The sequence below is a fragment of the Paraburkholderia sp. JPY465 genome, assembly GCF_050436725.1.
In the GTDB taxonomy this organism is placed as follows: domain Bacteria; phylum Pseudomonadota; class Gammaproteobacteria; order Burkholderiales; family Burkholderiaceae; genus Paraburkholderia; species Paraburkholderia youngii.
In genome coordinates this window covers 330,796-345,343 of sequence record NZ_JBNDMT010000002.1, presented here as the reverse complement: position 1 = coordinate 345,343, position 14,548 = coordinate 330,796, and the positions used below count along the sequence as shown (strand labels likewise).

At 62.4% G+C, this 14,548-nt stretch carries 17 protein-coding genes and 1 pseudogene; 7 read left to right on the top strand and 11 right to left on the bottom strand.

Going from position 1 to position 14,548, the window contains the following annotated elements; all coding sequences use genetic code 11:
• Positions 1 to 163: 163 nt before the first annotated feature.
• Positions 164 to 472, bottom strand: coding sequence for a DUF4148 domain-containing protein (locus QFZ94_RS03650; protein WP_429455615.1), 309 nt, complete (start codon positions 470 to 472; stop codon positions 164 to 166).
• Positions 473 to 792: 320 nt separating this feature from the next.
• On the opposite strand from QFZ94_RS03650, the gene QFZ94_RS03645 reads away from it, so the two are divergent.
• Positions 793 to 1,218, top strand: a complete 426-nt coding sequence (locus tag QFZ94_RS03645) for an OsmC family protein (RefSeq protein ID WP_013091854.1) — start codon at positions 793 to 795, stop codon at positions 1,216 to 1,218.
• A gap of 212 nt (positions 1,219 to 1,430) precedes the next feature.
• Here the strand turns inward: QFZ94_RS03645 and QFZ94_RS03640 are convergent, their stop codons facing one another.
• Positions 1,431 to 1,574: a hypothetical protein gene (locus QFZ94_RS03640; RefSeq protein ID WP_429455614.1), complete on the bottom strand. Its 144-nt coding sequence runs from the start codon at positions 1,572 to 1,574 to the stop codon at positions 1,431 to 1,433.
• A gap of 29 nt (positions 1,575 to 1,603) precedes the next feature.
• A complete protein-coding gene (locus tag QFZ94_RS03635; protein ID WP_429455613.1) occupies positions 1,604 to 2,005 on the bottom strand; it encodes a hypothetical protein in 402 nt (133 codons plus the stop codon).
• On the opposite strand from QFZ94_RS03635, the gene QFZ94_RS03630 reads away from it, so the two are divergent.
• Both QFZ94_RS03630 and QFZ94_RS03625 read left to right on the top strand, forming a co-directional pair.
• The gene (locus QFZ94_RS03630) at positions 1,989 to 2,477 is read left to right on the top strand and encodes a DUF4865 family protein (protein ID WP_429455612.1); all 489 of its coding nucleotides are present in this window, start codon (positions 1,989 to 1,991) and stop codon (positions 2,475 to 2,477) included. The two genes, QFZ94_RS03635 and QFZ94_RS03630, sit on opposite strands and share 17 nt — an antisense overlap.
• A 198-nt stretch (positions 2,478 to 2,675) precedes the next feature.
• Positions 2,676 to 2,832 (top strand): annotated as a pseudogene (locus QFZ94_RS03625) (aminotransferase class V-fold PLP-dependent enzyme); the annotation flags it as partial.
• 50 nt (positions 2,833 to 2,882) lie between these two features.
• On the opposite strand, the gene QFZ94_RS03620 reads toward QFZ94_RS03625, so the two are convergent.
• Positions 2,883 to 3,752, bottom strand: a complete 870-nt coding sequence (locus tag QFZ94_RS03620; protein WP_429455611.1) for an NADPH-dependent oxidoreductase — start codon at positions 3,750 to 3,752, stop codon at positions 2,883 to 2,885.
• A gap of 254 nt (positions 3,753 to 4,006) precedes the next feature.
• Between QFZ94_RS03620 and QFZ94_RS03615 the strand changes: the two genes are divergently transcribed.
• The 3 genes from QFZ94_RS03615 to QFZ94_RS03605 all read left to right on the top strand — a co-directional run bounded on the left by QFZ94_RS03615 (position 4,007) and on the right by QFZ94_RS03605 (position 6,746).
• A complete protein-coding gene (locus QFZ94_RS03615) occupies positions 4,007 to 4,132 on the top strand; it encodes a hypothetical protein (protein ID WP_429455610.1) in 126 nt (41 codons plus the stop codon).
• Entirely contained in the window at positions 4,129 to 5,571 is a 1,443-nt protein-coding gene (locus tag QFZ94_RS03610; protein WP_429455609.1) for a SidA/IucD/PvdA family monooxygenase, read from the top strand. The genes QFZ94_RS03615 and QFZ94_RS03610 overlap by 4 nt, the downstream gene beginning before the upstream one ends.
• Before the next feature lie 113 nt (positions 5,572 to 5,684).
• The gene (locus QFZ94_RS03605; RefSeq protein WP_429455608.1) at positions 5,685 to 6,746 is read left to right on the top strand and encodes an LLM class flavin-dependent oxidoreductase; all 1,062 of its coding nucleotides are present in this window, start codon (positions 5,685 to 5,687) and stop codon (positions 6,744 to 6,746) included.
• A 43-nt stretch (positions 6,747 to 6,789) separates the two neighbouring features.
• Here the strand turns inward: QFZ94_RS03605 and QFZ94_RS03600 are convergent, their stop codons facing one another.
• The 7 genes from QFZ94_RS03600 to glaH form a co-directional block, all read right to left on the bottom strand.
• Positions 6,790 to 8,004, bottom strand: coding sequence for an acyl-CoA dehydrogenase family protein (locus tag QFZ94_RS03600; RefSeq protein ID WP_410852698.1), 1,215 nt, complete (start codon positions 8,002 to 8,004; stop codon positions 6,790 to 6,792).
• A 10-nt stretch (positions 8,005 to 8,014) separates the two neighbouring features.
• The gene (locus QFZ94_RS03595; RefSeq protein WP_429455607.1) at positions 8,015 to 9,019 is read right to left on the bottom strand and encodes an NrtA/SsuA/CpmA family ABC transporter substrate-binding protein; all 1,005 of its coding nucleotides are present in this window, start codon (positions 9,017 to 9,019) and stop codon (positions 8,015 to 8,017) included.
• Positions 9,020 to 9,080: 61 nt separating this feature from the next.
• Positions 9,081 to 9,824 (bottom strand): ABC transporter ATP-binding protein, encoded by a 744-nt coding sequence (locus tag QFZ94_RS03590; RefSeq protein WP_429455606.1) that lies wholly within the window; start codon positions 9,822 to 9,824, stop codon positions 9,081 to 9,083.
• Positions 9,821 to 10,660 carry an ABC transporter permease subunit gene (locus tag QFZ94_RS03585; RefSeq protein WP_429455605.1) on the bottom strand — a complete coding sequence of 280 codons (840 nt, stop codon included), beginning with the start codon at positions 10,658 to 10,660 and terminating at the stop codon, positions 9,821 to 9,823. Before QFZ94_RS03585 ends, QFZ94_RS03590 begins: the two co-directional genes overlap by 4 nt.
• Positions 10,661 to 10,760: 100 nt before the next feature.
• Positions 10,761 to 11,168, bottom strand: a complete 408-nt coding sequence (locus tag QFZ94_RS03580; protein ID WP_410852702.1) for an FUSC family protein — start codon at positions 11,166 to 11,168, stop codon at positions 10,761 to 10,763.
• A gap of 105 nt (positions 11,169 to 11,273) precedes the next feature.
• Entirely contained in the window at positions 11,274 to 12,512 is a 1,239-nt protein-coding gene (locus tag QFZ94_RS03575) for an alpha-hydroxy acid oxidase (RefSeq protein ID WP_429455604.1), read from the bottom strand.
• Positions 12,513 to 12,597: 85 nt separating this feature from the next.
• Positions 12,598 to 13,530 carry a glutarate dioxygenase GlaH gene (gene glaH, locus QFZ94_RS03570; protein ID WP_429455603.1) on the bottom strand — a complete coding sequence of 311 codons (933 nt, stop codon included), beginning with the start codon at positions 13,528 to 13,530 and terminating at the stop codon, positions 12,598 to 12,600.
• A 95-nt stretch (positions 13,531 to 13,625) separates the two neighbouring features.
• On the opposite strand from glaH, the gene QFZ94_RS03565 reads away from it, so the two are divergent.
• Positions 13,626 to 14,543 (top strand): LysR family transcriptional regulator, encoded by a 918-nt coding sequence (locus tag QFZ94_RS03565; RefSeq protein ID WP_429455602.1) that lies wholly within the window; start codon positions 13,626 to 13,628, stop codon positions 14,541 to 14,543.
• Positions 14,544 to 14,548: the final 5 nt, after the last annotated feature.

Sequence of the window (14,548 nt, the reverse complement as noted above, 5' to 3'; positions counted from 1 at the left end):
TGACGAGCGGCCGCGCAGTAGCGCCGCGCGCGCCAACGAAAAAAAGCCCCGGTTGCCGAACTTCGCAACCGGGGCTTTTTTACTGCGTGCTGCCTTAACTGCCAGCGTGCTCAGTTAGCACGCTCAGTCAGCACGCTCAGTCAGCACAGTTAGTTACCACCCTTTAGTTACCGCGATACGTCGAAAACAGACGTTGCTGCACCGTCGCCGGCGCGCCTGCGTCCGACGTACTGGCCTTCGCGCCGCCGACATCCTGCGTGCCCTGCGCCGATGCGGTGACGATCGTCGAGTCCTGCGGCACGGCCTTCGGATACGTGGTGTCGTTCTGGTTCAGAAGGCCCGCTTTTTGAGCGGCTACGAGTTCGGCGCGCACCTGAGCGCGCGTGATCGGACCGTTAGCCTGCTGGGCGAACGACACTGCCGGAACGATAAGAGCGGATGCGACGACAACTGCGGAAAGAAGCGATTTCATAACTACCTCCAATTGATTGTGTGGTGGACCGGCTTTAATTGCGTTTCCCGATCCGTTGAACGCAGTCTATTTCTTACGAGGTCGGCAAAAAAGCGGCTTTCTGGTGAAATATTGTTTCAAGTTCTGAAATAGTGAAAAGGGCGCTTTTCCGCGCCGAAACACGGAAGCGCCTATGATGAAAGCCGGTCCACGCCCGCGCCTGCAAGCCGCGCGGCACCTGCGACCGATGCCCAGGCGCGGACACATCCGGGCGGACCGCCGCGGCGGGCATCATCTTCGGTCGAGCAGCGTGCGCGGCAAGGCATAAACAGGAGAGAGCGATGAAGCGCAAGGCATCGGCAGTCTGGCAAGGCGGCCTGCAGAACGGTAAGGGCTCGATTTCCACCGACAGCGGCGTCCTGAAGGACACCCAATACTCGTTCGCGACGCGCTTCGCGGACGGCATCGGCACGAATCCGGAAGAGCTGATCGCGGCTGCGCATGCGGGGTGTTTCTCGATGGCGTTGTCGGCGGAGCTGGGCAAGGCCAACATCACGCCGGAGCGGATCGGCACCACGGCCACCGTCACGCTCGACAAGGACGGCGGCGGCTTCACGATCACCGCGGTGCATCTCGACGTCACCGTGAAGATTCCGGGCGGAGACAAGGCCGCGTTCGACAAGGCCACCGCGGACGCGAAGGCCGGTTGCCCGGTGTCGAAGGTACTGAACGCGACGATTACGATGGATGCGAAGCTGGAGACCTAAGCCTTTGCTGTCACTGTCAGCGCCACGAAGCCGGCGAAGGGCCATGCCCGCCGCCGGCTTTTTCATCGCGGTAGTGCGATGAACGGATGACCCCGACTGTCGGGTACGAGTCCCCGTCCGCGAGAGTCCTGCTGCTCGCGGCAGCACATGCCGCACTACCGAAATCGGACTGGTGCGCCCGCTTTGGTGTACTTGGGGTAACCGAGGACATGCTACCGCGCCTCCGCTTTGAGGAACTCTTCGCCGATAACGGCGGAGGTCGAAACGGTCAGACCATCCGCGTTTACCTGAAAGCCTGGGAGGGCTGGATTGAAGCCGAGGATGCGCTTGCGGGAGATGAGATCCAGGATCTGCACGGGCTGGAATCCCTCGCGTGCTGCATACGTCAGGACAAACACGGGTGCATGAGGGTTCGGCAGACCGAAGCCAACTGCAACTGTGAGGCGTGCGTAGGTCGCTTCTGCATAGAGAAGACCGGCGACTGGCCGTAGGTCGTCCGGGCAGTCTGCCATGCGTTCACCGTCGCGACGACCGTTGCGTTGCTGTTCTTGAGATCCATCCCTGAAGGCAGCGCAGCCGGGTCAAAGGTCGCCGTCACAGTCGGTGTCGTCGCCGTACCGCCACCCACCGGAATGTTCGCGCCCGGAATCGTGCCGGCCGTGATCAGGCTCTGGATGAACTGGGACAACGATGTGACCTGCTGCTGCAGTGTCGCGTTCTGGCTCTGGAGCTGCTGCGCCGTCGGCGTGCCGTTCGAGCTTTGAGTCTTTTTGGATGTAACCGCCATTTTTCGCACGAAAGTACGCTTACCCGGACTACGACATGGACCAGATTCCCAACGGGGCCGCACGCGCGGGCTGCTCTGGAACGACGCAGACGAGCTCGCGTTCAAAGCATTTGCGTTGCGTGAGCGCGGGAAGCATGGGGCGCACCACAATACCTACACGTCGATCTATCTTTGGCTGCGAGAGGGCGCTGCCACGAAGTTCTTGACCGGGCCTCGTTTTGAGTCGGTGCTCCAGACGTTCGGGCGCCCGCCGATACAGACATGGCTGCCCGTCGACGTCCGTGCTGAACACTCGGTCGAGGCGCTATCGATATACCGCGAGGATGTGAATGTTCCCGATGGAGCCGATTTAGGCGAGTTGCGCGAAGCTAGAGACGAAGCTCAATGCACAGGTGGCCGACCGCGAGGATACCGTAGCAGCAGCGGTCGGCCTGGACGTGCTGAACTGGCGAGTCGCGCGCTTCACGCTTAGTTCCGCGTCGCTGCGAGCGGTGGAGTGTGGAGTCGGCTATGAGATCGCGTATCTCGCTTCGTCTGGGTTAGCGCAGTTGTCCACCTGATCTGTCGGCTATTGCACCATAGCCTGGTGAGGAACCTGTTCGAAGTGTTCCGATGTTGAATCAAGCTCGCCGTCAAATTTCTTCGCGAAATCAAGGTAATCTGCAGCGATGCGGGCATTGAGGTACGGGCCGGCCACCATTGCGCGCAGCCTATCGTGCGGCGCTTTCGGGCTGGAGGCGACGGTGCGGCCATCGCTCGCGTTCTACAACACGCCGGACGAGGTCGACCGGATGGTCGCGGTGGTGAAGCTGCTGGCGAAGCATTGAGCGCTGACGTTGCGATGCCGGGCGTCCTCGGGCTCCGGCATTGCAAATGTTCATCGCAGTTCGAACCCCAAGGCATTCAACGCGTCACGCAAACGATCGCGGCCATGCAGTGATTCCCGCGTGCGCCAGCGTTCGATCGAACGGTCGGTCCAGAGCGCATCGGATTGACCCTGCCGAACCTGGAAGCCGGCGAGGATGTCGTTATAGAGCGCGATGCCCTGCGTCTGCGCGGGCGCATCGTATTGCTCGCGATGCAGCACCACCGATTGCGGCAGGCGCGGCTTGACCTCGGCAGGCCGCGCCGGGTCCGAGTAACCCACGCACAGGCCGAATACCGGCAGCACGTGCGGCGGCAGCGCCAACTCTTTGGCCACCTGTTCCGGTGCGTTGCGGATCGCGCCGATGTAGACGGAGCCGAGACCCAGCGACTCCAGCGCGACCAGCGCGTTCTGCGCAGCGAGTGCGGCATCGATCACGCCGACGAGCAGCGTCTCCAGATATTGCAGTCCCTCGGGCTTCACGCTGGCGCGCTCGGCCACGCTCTCGAGCCTCGCCAGATCGGCGAGCCAGACGAGAAAGAGCGGCGCCTGGCGAATGTGCTCCTGATTGGCCGCCAGCGCGGCAAGCCGCGCTTTGCGTTGCGGGTCTTCGACAGCAACGACGCTCCACGTCTGCAGGTTCGAGGAACTGGGCGCGGATTGCGCTGCGGCGATCAGCGTTTCGAGCGTACCGGCAGGCAGCGGACGACCATCGTAAGCACGCACCGAGCGATGCGAGAGCAGGGTCTGAAGCGTGTCGTTCCAGTCGGATAACGGCGTGTCGGTTTGCTCGGTGCCGTAGCGCGTTTGAAAGGCCGCTGTGGCTTTGTGCGCGGACTGGCTTTCGTGTTGGTTGCGCGTGAGCGCCTCATCAGTAGACATCTATCGGTGCCTCGTCATTCGGGATGTGAAGGTTTGCTGGGGTCCAGTGCTGCGCATACCTTACCTAAATTATTCCAGAGCAGAAGCGCGGAGCTATATAAAAATCCCCGCTATTCATATGAATCCGCGAACGCCGTGAGCCGCGGGATTGCTCTGCGAAGATCGCGCGATATTCAAATCATAATTAATTGCTTCTGCGCGGGTTCGATCGTCACTAGCATGGTCGGACTTCATCTTTTCACGGCAATTCCATCATGTTGACTTCCCCCGTCTATCGATTCAGGCAACCCGCTATTGAGCGCGTGCTTGCGGTCACGCGGCTCTTCTGGCTCGGCTCCCCGCAACCGGACAGTTCGCGTCTTCAGGACATTCGCCGATGACACAAACGCCCGACCGCGACGCGCGCCGCACACTTGAACTGTTGGGGCCGGCGCCGGAAAACTGGGTGCCGGATCGCCCGGGTATCGACCATAACGTGTTGATCGTCGGCGGTGGGCAAAGCGGCAGCGCCTTTGCGTTTGCGCTGCGGCGTGCAGGCATTGGCCGCGTCAGCGTGATCGACGCGGCCGCCGATGCATCGGGCGCCGGCGTCTGGCGCACTCGCGCGCGGATGAACAAGCTGCGCACGCCGAAGGCGCTGGTGGGGCCCGAGACCGGTCTGCCGGGGCTCGGTTTTCAGGCCTGGTATGAAGCCCGATTCGGTGCGCAGTCATATCGCGAGATCGACCGTATCCCGCGCGAACAGTGGGCGGAATATCTGGCGTGGTATCGCGAGTTTCTCGAGATTCCGATTCGCTACGCAACGCGCCTCGTCAGGATCGAACCGCTCGATTCGTCGCTCGATACCTCTTTCCGGCTGCATCTCGAAGTGAACGGCGAGGCGCGCGTCGAGACTGCGCGCAAGGTGGTGTTGTGCAATGGCGTCGCGGGCAACGGTGGTGCGTTCGTGCCGCAAGTGCTGGCGTCGCTGCCTGCGGCGCGGGTCGCGCACACCTCGCAGGCGATCGATTTCGCCGCGTTGCGCGGCAAGTCGGTTGCGGTGCTCGGCGGCGCGGCATCCGCCTTCGATGCAGCCGCGACGGCGCTCGAAGCGGGCGCGGCCAACGTCCATCTGTTCGTGCGCCGCGCGACGCTGGCGGCCGTGCCGGTATCGCGCGCGCGTGCCTATCCCGGTGCCTACGACAACTACTTCGACCTGCCCGATGCGGTGCGCTGGTCGCAGGCATTGCGCTTCAAACGTTCCGGTTCGACGGCGCCGCTCGACTCCATCGAACGGGTCACGCGTTTCGCGAATTTTCATCTGCATCCCGCTACGCAGTGGGAGTCCGCGCGCGAAGAGGCGGGGCAGATCGCCGCGCGCACGACGGAAGGTGAGACGTTCCAGTTCGACTTCGCGATTGCGGGCACCGGCTACTTCATCGATCCGTCGGCACGGCCGGAACTGGCCGGATTCGCGTCGCACATCCGCCTGTGGCGCGATCAGTACACGCCGCCCGCGGACGATGCCGACGACGGGCTTGGCGCGCATCCGTATCTCGGCTCCGGGCTGGAGTATCTGGAGAAAACGCCGGGGCGGGCGCCGTATCTGCGCGATATCCACGTCTACAACCCGGCGGGTTTCGTGAGCGCGGGCGTGCCGGTGGGCGACGTGCCGAGCATGAAGCGCGATATTCCCAGCGTGGTCAGGCGCATCAGCCGCGACCTGTTTCTCGGCGATCTGGCTGCGCATGAGGCACGCCTTACCGCGCCTGTGCCCGCCGATTTCGACGAGTCCGCGTATGCATCGAGTGTGTGGCAGCGCGAGGCATCGAGCGCCTGAGCGCGCCTTAATGCCGGAGCGTGGGTTTCATATCGATATAAATTGGAAGGCCGTGCGCACGGGCACGGCTACCATGTCCGATTTCCTTCACCGCGTTTGCGCGGATCGAACCGATGTCAGTCAACCTTCCGCGCTTCGGTATCTGGGCGCTCGTGCACGGCAGCCGCGCCGCGTTGCAGGACCCCGCCGAACCCTATGATGCGTCGTGGGCCCGCAACAAGGCCCTCGTTCTCGAAGCCGAGCGCCTCGGCTACGACTCGGTGCTCGTCGCGCAGCACACGATCAATCCGCACGATCCTTCTCTCGATCAGCTCGAAGCCTGGACGTCGTCGGCAGCATTGGCGGCGTTGACCTCGCGCATCGAAATCATCGCGGCGATCAAGCCGTATCTCTATCACCCTGTCGTGCTCGCGAAAATGGCCCAGCAGATCGAGCACATCAGCGGCGGCCGCTTCGCGATCAACGTGGTCAACGCGTGGAATCGTCCTGAACTGGAACGGGCCGGCATCGGCTTTCCCGAGCACGACCAGCGCTATAAATACGGCCGCGAATGGCTTGAAGTCGTCTCCGCGCTGCTGCGGGGCGAAGCCGTGAATCATCGGGGCGAGAACTTCCGTCTCGAGAATTACCAGCTGCTTCCCTCCGATCCGTTTCGTGCGCGTCCGCGGATTTATGTCGGCGGCGAGTCCGAGCCCGCGCGCGACCTGGTGACGGCGCACGGCGACGTGTGGTTCATCAACGGTCAGCCGCCCGACGACGTTGCGCGCCTGATCGCGGACGTATCGGCTCGTACGCGTCCGGCGGGACAAGCCGCGTTGCGCTTCGGTCTGTCGGCGTTCGTGATCGCGCGGGAAACGGCGGCGCAGGCCGACGCGCACCTCGCGCATCTGTTCGCGCTGGCGGATCTGGACAAGCCTCTGCGCGAGCGGCAGAAGGCCAATACCGACGCGAAAGCGGTGATGCATCAAACCTTCGCGCAATCTCCGCGCGTCGGCTCGAATGGAGGCACGGCGGCCGGTCTGGTCGGCGATTACGACACGGTGGCGCAGCGCGTTGCCGCGTTTCATCGCGCGGGCATCGAACTTTTCATGCTTCAATTCCAGCCGTTCGAAGCCGATATGCGAGTCTTTGCCGAAGAGGTAATACCGCGCGTGCGGCGGCTGCTCTCCAACTGAGCTGAATGATGATGGCGCGAAAAGCGCACCATCTGTCATGCAATCAGAAGAACGCGCCGGTGGGCGGCAGTTTTCCCGTCAGCAGGTTTTCACCGAGCAGCCGTTCCTTGTACAGGCGCGGATTGTGCGAAGCAATCACCTTGATGTTGCGCCAGTGCCGGTCCAGCGCGCCCGTGCGTGACACGACGGAGCCCGAACCGAGATCGATCAACCAGCTAGCGATTTGCGGCGCGAGATCGTCGATCACCACTTTAGCTTCCGCGGCCGAGAACGTGGCAGCCAGCGTCAGCTCGTATTCGTCGGCTGTGCCGGAAGCATCCCAGGCACGCTGGAGCGCGGCCAAGGCACGATCGGCGGTCGCCTCGACACTCGCCGCATACGCGCGAATCCGGCCGAGCAGGGTTTGCAGCACGGGTTCGTCGGCGGGATGCGCGGCGTCGCCATGATAGAAGTTGCGCCCCCGTGCGCGCAGAACCTCGACGGCGTCCAGCGCGACCCGCCGCACGATACCGGCGATGCAGTTGGTCAGATACACCTGGTGGAAGGTGTATCCCCACGGCGCGGCATGGTCGTCGCGCGGCGGGTCGGTCGGATAGAGGTGATGCGCGGGCACGCTCACGGCATGAAACTTCGCCGTGCCCGAGCCGGTGAGGCGCTGGCCGAAGCCTTGCCAGTCGTCGTCGCTGCTGACGCCCGGTCCACGATCGAGCACGTACTGCACGGTCCTACCCGCGCGACTCTCGACGGCGACGCCGACAAACGCGTCGTTGTAGAGATTGCCGGTCGCGTAGACCTTCTCGCCTTCGCCCGTATAAGCTTGTCGCCGTTCGTCCCATTCGAGCCGGCTCAGCACCTTGCCGGGGCGCGCGCCGGCCGCCACCGCATCGGTCTTCGTGAAACTGAGGCCGACGGTTTTCTTCTGCCGCGTCAGATCGAGAACGTGGGCGTGCAACGGCTGATCCCGCCGCCGCAGCGCCGCCTCGACCAGCCACAGATGATTGCGAAACGCGTGCGCGATATTCGAGTCCGCCGCGGCAAGGTCGCGCGCGACGACGAAAAGGCCGCTCAGCGACGCGTCATGACCGCCGAGGTGGGCGGGCAGACGAAGCGCGCCGAAGCCCAGTTCCTTGAGCCTCGCGATCTCTTCATGCGGCAAACGATGATGGTGTTCGCGCTCCGCCGCACTTAGCGCAATGTCGTCGATGACCTCGCCGAAGCCAAGGCTCGCGGACAGCGGTGAAACTAGCGTGGTTGCCATCGCGTGTCTCTCACACCTTGACGCTGTAGTCCGCGACCTTGATTCGCGAATTGATGATCTTGCGTTCCGCGAGCCAGTCGGCCGCGCGCTGGAACTGCGCGATGAACGCGGCGTCGTCGGGTTCGTGGAATTGATTCACGCGTTTGAGGCTCGTCAGATAATCGCGCACCTGATCCGGATAACGGGCCTGCTTCTGCACGAGCTGTTCGGATTCGGCGGGATGCGCCGATTGCCATGCGCCTTCGACGTAGTACGCATCGATCACCGCGCGCACCAGCTCGGAGTTCTCTTCGGCGAATTTACGGCGCGTCACGAGCGAGCTGTAGTCGATCAGAAAATCGAGGTCGCGCCCTTCGTTGAAGATGTCCTTGGCGTCGTTGCTGTAACGCGCGATGTCCACCGCCGGCGACCACATCGACCATGCATCGACCACACCTTGCGCGAACGCCGGTGCCGCGTCGGGCGGATTGAGGTAGACGAACTCGACCTTGCTGCGGTCGACGTGATGTTTCTCCAGCGCGGCGATCAGCAGAAACTCGCCCAAGCCCGAGCGGTTCACCGCGAACTTGCGTCCCGCCAGATCGGCCACCGAATTGATGCCGCTCGACTTCTTCACGATGATCGCCGTCGAGCGCGGCGAATAGATATCGAACGCGACGAAGACGAGCGGCGAGCCGGCCAGCATCGCGGCGAGCGCGGGGGTCGTCGAGCCCCAGAAGCCGAAGTCCGCACTCCCGCCGACGACCGCCTGAATCGACGGCGCGTGATTCGGGAACGGCCCGACCCATTCGACCTTGATATTTTTTGCCGCGAGCGTCTTTTCGAACACACCGCGCTGCCGGGCGATATCCGGCAGGCTGCCGTAGCCCCAGCCGAGGCGCACCGTATCGGTGTTGCGGGTCAGCTTGCGCGGCTCGGCTGCGCGTGCCGGAAACAGATTGGCGGTTGCCGCGCCGGCCAGCAGGCCACCCGCCGCGCGCAATAGTTGGCGGCGGCTCAGCAAAGAATCGTTCATCGTTATTTACGTCCTTGAAGTGATGCGCAAATGCAGTGATGCTGTGAATGTGAAAATGCGCTCAGTGGGTCTGAACGCCAAGCTCGTCGAGCAGGATCGGCCGCAATGTTTGCGGCGCGTAGTGGTCGGGGTGAAAAGATGCGGCGATCCGTCCCGAGCGCATCACGAGAATTCGGTCGGCGAGCGTGAGCGCCTCGTCGACGTCGTGCGTCACAAGCAGCACGCCGGGGTGATGGCGCGCGACGAGCTCCTTGACGAGCCCGTGCATCTTGATGCGCGTGAGTGCGTCGAGGGCCGCGAAGGGCTCATCGAGCAGAAGCAAGGCGGGATCGCGCACGACGCTGCGCGCCAGCGCCACACGTTGCGCCTGACCGCCTGAGAGATTGCGCGGCCAGTCGTCTTCGCGTCCCGACAGACCGACTTCGGCCAGCGCATGCGAGGCGCCCGCGCGGCCGACCGTTGTTTCGTGACCGAGCGCGACGTTCTCCCACAACGTCGCCCACGGCAGCAGCCGATGCTCCTGAAACACTACAGACGGACGTTCCGGCGCACGAATCTCGCCGGCGTCCGGCAGATCGAGACCGGCGAGCGCTCGTAACAGCGTGGTCTTGCCGCAGCCGCTCTCGCCGAGCAGCGCGACGAATTCGCCCTTGCGGATGTCGAGGTCCAGCGCATCGATGACGATGCGGGTGCCGTACTGGCGTTGCAATCCGCGTACCGATACGGCGAGCGGCGAAAGCTTGCATTGTTCGCCGGCAACGGCGGAATCATGAGCATCGAGGGACAGGGCGAGATCGACGCTCACTTGCGCGCTCCTTTGGCGTAATTCGGGTGCCACGATAGAAAGTGCGCTTCGAGCAGGCGCACGGAGGCATCGGCCACGACACCGATGATCGCGTAGATGATCATGGTCAATACAATCACGTTGGTCTGAAGAAATTCGCGCGCATCCATCGCGAGGAAGCCGATGCCTCTGGTCGTGGCGAGCGTTTCGGCAATGACGAGCGCGAGCCACGCATGAGCGAGCGCATAACGCACGCCGGTCAGGATGGATGGCATCGCGCCGGGCAGAATGATCCGTCGCACGATCGCGCGCCAGTTCAGCCCGACCACCTTCGCGAGTTCCATCAGCTTCGGGTCGAGCTGCCGGATGCCCAGCATCGTGTTGATGTAAATCGGAAACAGCACCGCGAGTGCGACCAGAAAAATTTTCGCCACCTCACCGACACCGAACCACACGATCACGAGCGGCAGCATCGCGAGAAAGGGAATCGCGCGAACCATCTGGATCGAACGATCGAGCAGGGCCTGCGCCAACGGCGAAAAGCCGACCAGGACGCCGAGCACCAGTCCAACTGTGCCGCCGATCGCGAATCCCGCCGCGGCGCGCAGCAGTGAAACGCCAAGGTGAACGAAGAGATCGCCGCTTTTCGCCAGATCCAGCGCGGTGGTGGCGACTTTGCTCGGGGCGGGAAGGACCTGGGGTGCAATCAGCCCGACGCTCGACGCGAGCTGCCATAGTGCGAGCACTAGGAGCGGCACGATCCACGAAAGCCACTTGTAGAGCGTGCCCTTAGAAATTCGCTGATGCAGCCGGTTCGAAGAGAGATGGCTGTTGCGAGAATACGTGACGTCAGCCATGCCGGTCCCGAATGAACAATGAAAAAAACTGCTTCGCAATCGAGCGAACAGATCAGCTTTCTATTAGAGGACGATTAGCATGGCCGCGACAAACAGTTTTTTATTCTTTGCTTTTTCGTTTTGACGCGTTCAAAGCAGGAATGCCGTTTGAGCGTCCGCCAATCGAATTGCACAGATAACCTAAGCTTGTTTTGTTCGTTTCCCGTTGACGCGGAAAAGTCGGTCCAATCCAGCCGGCGAGTCCCAGCAGGAACAATTCTGGCGTCTGTGCAAACAGGGCGACGAGCACGAGGGCTGCGAGCGCACCCAGCGCAGTTCCGAGGATCCGATACTGGCTCTTCGACACGCTCATGCCGCGACTATTCTGGGCGACGACCCACACGGTGATTGCAGCCCATTTCGGATCGTCCAGGTTCATGCAAAACGCGATGTACAGCGCGATCAGCGATGCGCTTGCAGTCCTGACGGCGTACGCTAGCCCCTCCCATGTAACGCCCGGGACGGGCAAGGGGGTAGTTTCTTGAAGTCCACTAGATACAGAATCCGAATTTATGAGCGGTCGGTGCTTTCGTCCACTGGCAGGGTCGCACGTTATCCGGTCGGATCGCGCCGTTCACGCCAGTATTGTGCGATCGATCTCGCGAATCGCTACCGTGCCGAGCATCGCCATGTTTCGGTCGACTTCGTCCCTGAGAAGGCCGATCGCATGTCGAACACCCGACGCGCCGCCCACCGCGGCGGCGTACATGAACGGGCGCCCTGCGAATACGAACTGCGCACCGAGCGCGAGCGCCTTCAGAACATCTCCCCCTCGCCGGATCCCGCTGTCCAGCATGACGACGGTCTTGTCTGCAACGGCATCACAAATCTGCGGCAACACGGACAGCGGCTCGACTGCCCCGTCCAGTTGGCGCCCACCGTGGTTCGACACGATGATCCCGTCCGCGCCAATCGCGAGTGCGCGCCGCGCGTCGTCCGCCTGAAGGATGCCTTTGATGACCAGATTGCCGCTCCAACGTTGACGAATGCTTGCGATGTCCGACCATGACAGATGGTCGCGTCCGGTGGTGTCGCGTACCGCCGAAGCGGACAGCATCGGTGCCCCTCGTGTCGCGAACGAGTTCTCGAAGTGGGGCATGCCGTGATTGATCAACGTCCGGGCGAAAGTGCCAAGCAGCCAGCGTGGGTGGGAAATGCCGTCCATCGCGAGACGCAGCGATGGGCGCAACGGCAGCGAGAAACCCGTACGCACGTTGTTTTCGCGATTCGCCCAAACGGGAATGTCGACTGTGAGGACGAGCGTCGCGAAGCCAGCGGTCTTGACACGCTCGATCAAGGCGTCGCGGCGCGCAGCGTCGCCGGGGAGATAAGCCTGGAACCAGGTGCCAGGCGCTGCCGCCTGCACCACCTCCATGGGAATGAGCGAGGAGCCGCTCATGATCGCAGGGATATTTTCATCCATCGCGGCCGTGGCCAACGCAATGTCGCCTCGATATGCCGAGATGGCACTGATTCCGACCGGAGCGATTCCGAACGGAGACGAGTAGGTGTGGTTGAAGATCGTTGTCTGCTGCGATCGACGAGACACGTCGACAAGCACTCTTGTGCGGAACTTCAAGCGTTCGAACGCAGCCCGATTCGCCGCGATCGACATGCCGTCCTCCGCTGCGCCGGAGATATAGCCGTAGAGCGGACGCGGCAGAACGCGCCGCGCCGCCCGCTCGAAGTCCGCGAGCGAGAGGATCTGGCGCAGCCGCCGGGGGAGATGTTGCTTGACCCCGTAAGCCTCTTGTTCAACTCGCCCGACGGACGTCGTTTCGTGCACGCTCACGTGCTCTGCGTAGTCGTTCATTTCACCGTCTCACTGTGTTACATCGAAATCGCTGCGTTGGCCCTCGGCGGTCGGTGTGCCCGATCATGCCAGAGAGCGGATGACATCAATACGCAAACGAGCCGCGCTGGCGCATCAGCTCGCGGAACAGCGATTCGTTCGGTTGGAATGGCGCGCGGCCGTGGAGGTAAAAATAGTTGTTCAGCACCACCAGACCGCCGACCGGCAAAGACACTTCCTTCGTGCCGGCCGACGTTTCCATCGACTGGGACAGTGCGCGGAGAAATGCCGCTTCCTCGCGGTTGGACGGCTGAACGAACTGGTCGATGAACGAGATCGACAGACCGAATTCGCTTTGAAAGAACAGCGGCCGCTCGATCTGCTCGCTGACGTTCTTGGAATCGGATCCCTTGTAGAAGAACGGCTTGGTTCCGAGCTTGTGATTGACGAAGCGATCGCGCTCTTCCCAGTCGTCCAGGTGCATAAACCGCGATTCGCCGCCGACCGCGCTTCGCTCCGCGAATTTCATCATCAGCAGCCAGTCCGTTGCGTCGCTCACGTACGTGCCGTCGGTGTGCATCGTGAACAGCCGGTATGCCTGACGAAGATATGAGTCGCTGTTATCGGTGTGCTTCACCACGAAGCGGGCGTAGTACGTTCCCGACATCGCATCGTGATTGCTCGGGCCGAGGATATGACCGATGGCCGTACCGAACTTCACGAAGTCAGAGGGGTCTTGCGAAAGGTCCTGGAGGCCGATGGTGAAACCGCCGTGCCGACGGTCCTTGACCAGCTCGACGAGCATGTCGGCAAAGTCGTCACCGAGACGCTCGACCAGCAGATCGGCAAGGTGATGTCGCATGATCGGGACATACTCGAGATTCTGGACGTCGATATCGCGCACGTCCGCCAGGAATCCGGTCAGTGCGTTCGGGTCGACCGTCACGTTCATGATGCGGTGATGGGTGGGATGCGCCGACAAGCGGAAAAGCGGTTGCCGGTGCGTGATGGAACCAGGGTGGGTGATCAGTGCGTCCATGTTGTCCTCCAGTTGTTTCAGGGCTCTATTTGATGCCCTTTCTTTGATATCATCCAGAAGCAACACGCGAATGTTTATTCGCTTCCGGAGATTAAATGATCGACGCCCGTCAACTGCGATACTTCGTTGCGGTGGTGGAGGATCTGCACTTTGCCAAGGCAGCGGATCGACTGGATGTTGCGCAATCGGCGCTCAGCGCCCAGATTCAACGCCTCGAGCAGGAGATCGGCGTTCGTCTCCTGAACCGCAACAAGCGACAGCCCGTTACGCTGACCGATGCGGGGTGTTTGTTTCATGCCGAAGCGGTTGCAGCGCTACGCCATATCGAGCGTGCGGATCAGGTTGGCCGGCTGGCGGCCAGAGGCCTCGCCGGTGTGGTGCGGATCGGATCGGTGGCATCCGGCGTGAGCAGCGGCGTGCTCTCGAGGATGCTGCATCAGTTTCGGATCTCGCATGGCGACGTGCGAATCGAGGTCGTGGCCATGGAGACCCCGCGTCAGTTCGAGGCGCTCGTCAGCGGCGAGATCGACGTGGGTATCGTGAGACCGTGGCGCCAGCATCCGGCGGGTATCGTGGCCACGATCGTGCAGACCGAATGCCTGTTGGTCGCGATGGCCGAGGACCATGCATTGGCAGCAAGCGGGCACGTTTCGGTCAGAGACCTGAAAGATCAGCGTTTTATCGCCCCCCACTTCGACGACGACACGGGATTCAGCGAGGTGCTTACTGCGCTGGGCGTAGCGGGAGGCTTTGTTCCATTTCTCGAACATCGCGTGCATGACTTCATCGCCGCGATCAGTCTTGCATCGGCCGGTTATGGTGTGGTCGTCGTCCCGGAATCGATGCGCAACTTCACACAGCCGGGAATTTGCTATCGGGCCATCGCGGATTTCGAGTATCCGTGTCATCTTGCAATGGCCAGCAGGCGACGGGAGCTTTCTCCCGCCGTTCGCGCATTCGTGAAGGAATCCTTCGCGCTGTTCTCCGGCCTCGCCCCATCAGACCCAGCTTGAATTGA

Excerpts from the sequence above, each read along its gene's own strand:
- QFZ94_RS03605 (WP_429455608.1), top strand. The coding sequence starts at position 5,685 with ATGTCAGTCAACCTTCCGCGCTTCGGTATCTGGGCGCTCGTGCACGGC.
- QFZ94_RS03600 (WP_410852698.1), bottom strand. The coding sequence starts at position 8,004 with ATGGCAACCACGCTAGTTTCACCGCTGTCCGCGAGCCTTGGCTTCGGC.
- QFZ94_RS03610 (WP_429455609.1), top strand. The coding sequence starts at position 4,129 with ATGACACAAACGCCCGACCGCGACGCGCGCCGCACACTTGAACTGTTG.
- QFZ94_RS03565 (WP_429455602.1), top strand. The coding sequence starts at position 13,626 with ATGATCGACGCCCGTCAACTGCGATACTTCGTTGCGGTGGTGGAGGAT.
- QFZ94_RS03645 (WP_013091854.1), top strand. The coding sequence starts at position 793 with ATGAAGCGCAAGGCATCGGCAGTCTGGCAAGGCGGCCTGCAGAACGGT.
- QFZ94_RS03620 (WP_429455611.1), bottom strand. The coding sequence starts at position 3,752 with ATGTCTACTGATGAGGCGCTCACGCGCAACCAACACGAAAGCCAGTCC.
- QFZ94_RS03635 (WP_429455613.1), bottom strand. The coding sequence starts at position 2,005 with ATGGCGGTTACATCCAAAAAGACTCAAAGCTCGAACGGCACGCCGACG.
- QFZ94_RS03650 (WP_429455615.1), bottom strand. The coding sequence starts at position 472 with ATGAAATCGCTTCTTTCCGCAGTTGTCGTCGCATCCGCTCTTATCGTT.
- glaH (WP_429455603.1), bottom strand. The coding sequence starts at position 13,530 with ATGGACGCACTGATCACCCACCCTGGTTCCATCACGCACCGGCAACCG.
- QFZ94_RS03585 (WP_429455605.1), bottom strand. The coding sequence starts at position 10,660 with ATGGCTGACGTCACGTATTCTCGCAACAGCCATCTCTCTTCGAACCGG.
- QFZ94_RS03575 (WP_429455604.1), bottom strand. The coding sequence starts at position 12,512 with ATGAACGACTACGCAGAGCACGTGAGCGTGCACGAAACGACGTCCGTC.
- QFZ94_RS03595 (WP_429455607.1), bottom strand. The coding sequence starts at position 9,019 with ATGAACGATTCTTTGCTGAGCCGCCGCCAACTATTGCGCGCGGCGGGT.
- QFZ94_RS03615 (WP_429455610.1), top strand. The coding sequence starts at position 4,007 with ATGTTGACTTCCCCCGTCTATCGATTCAGGCAACCCGCTATTGAGCGC.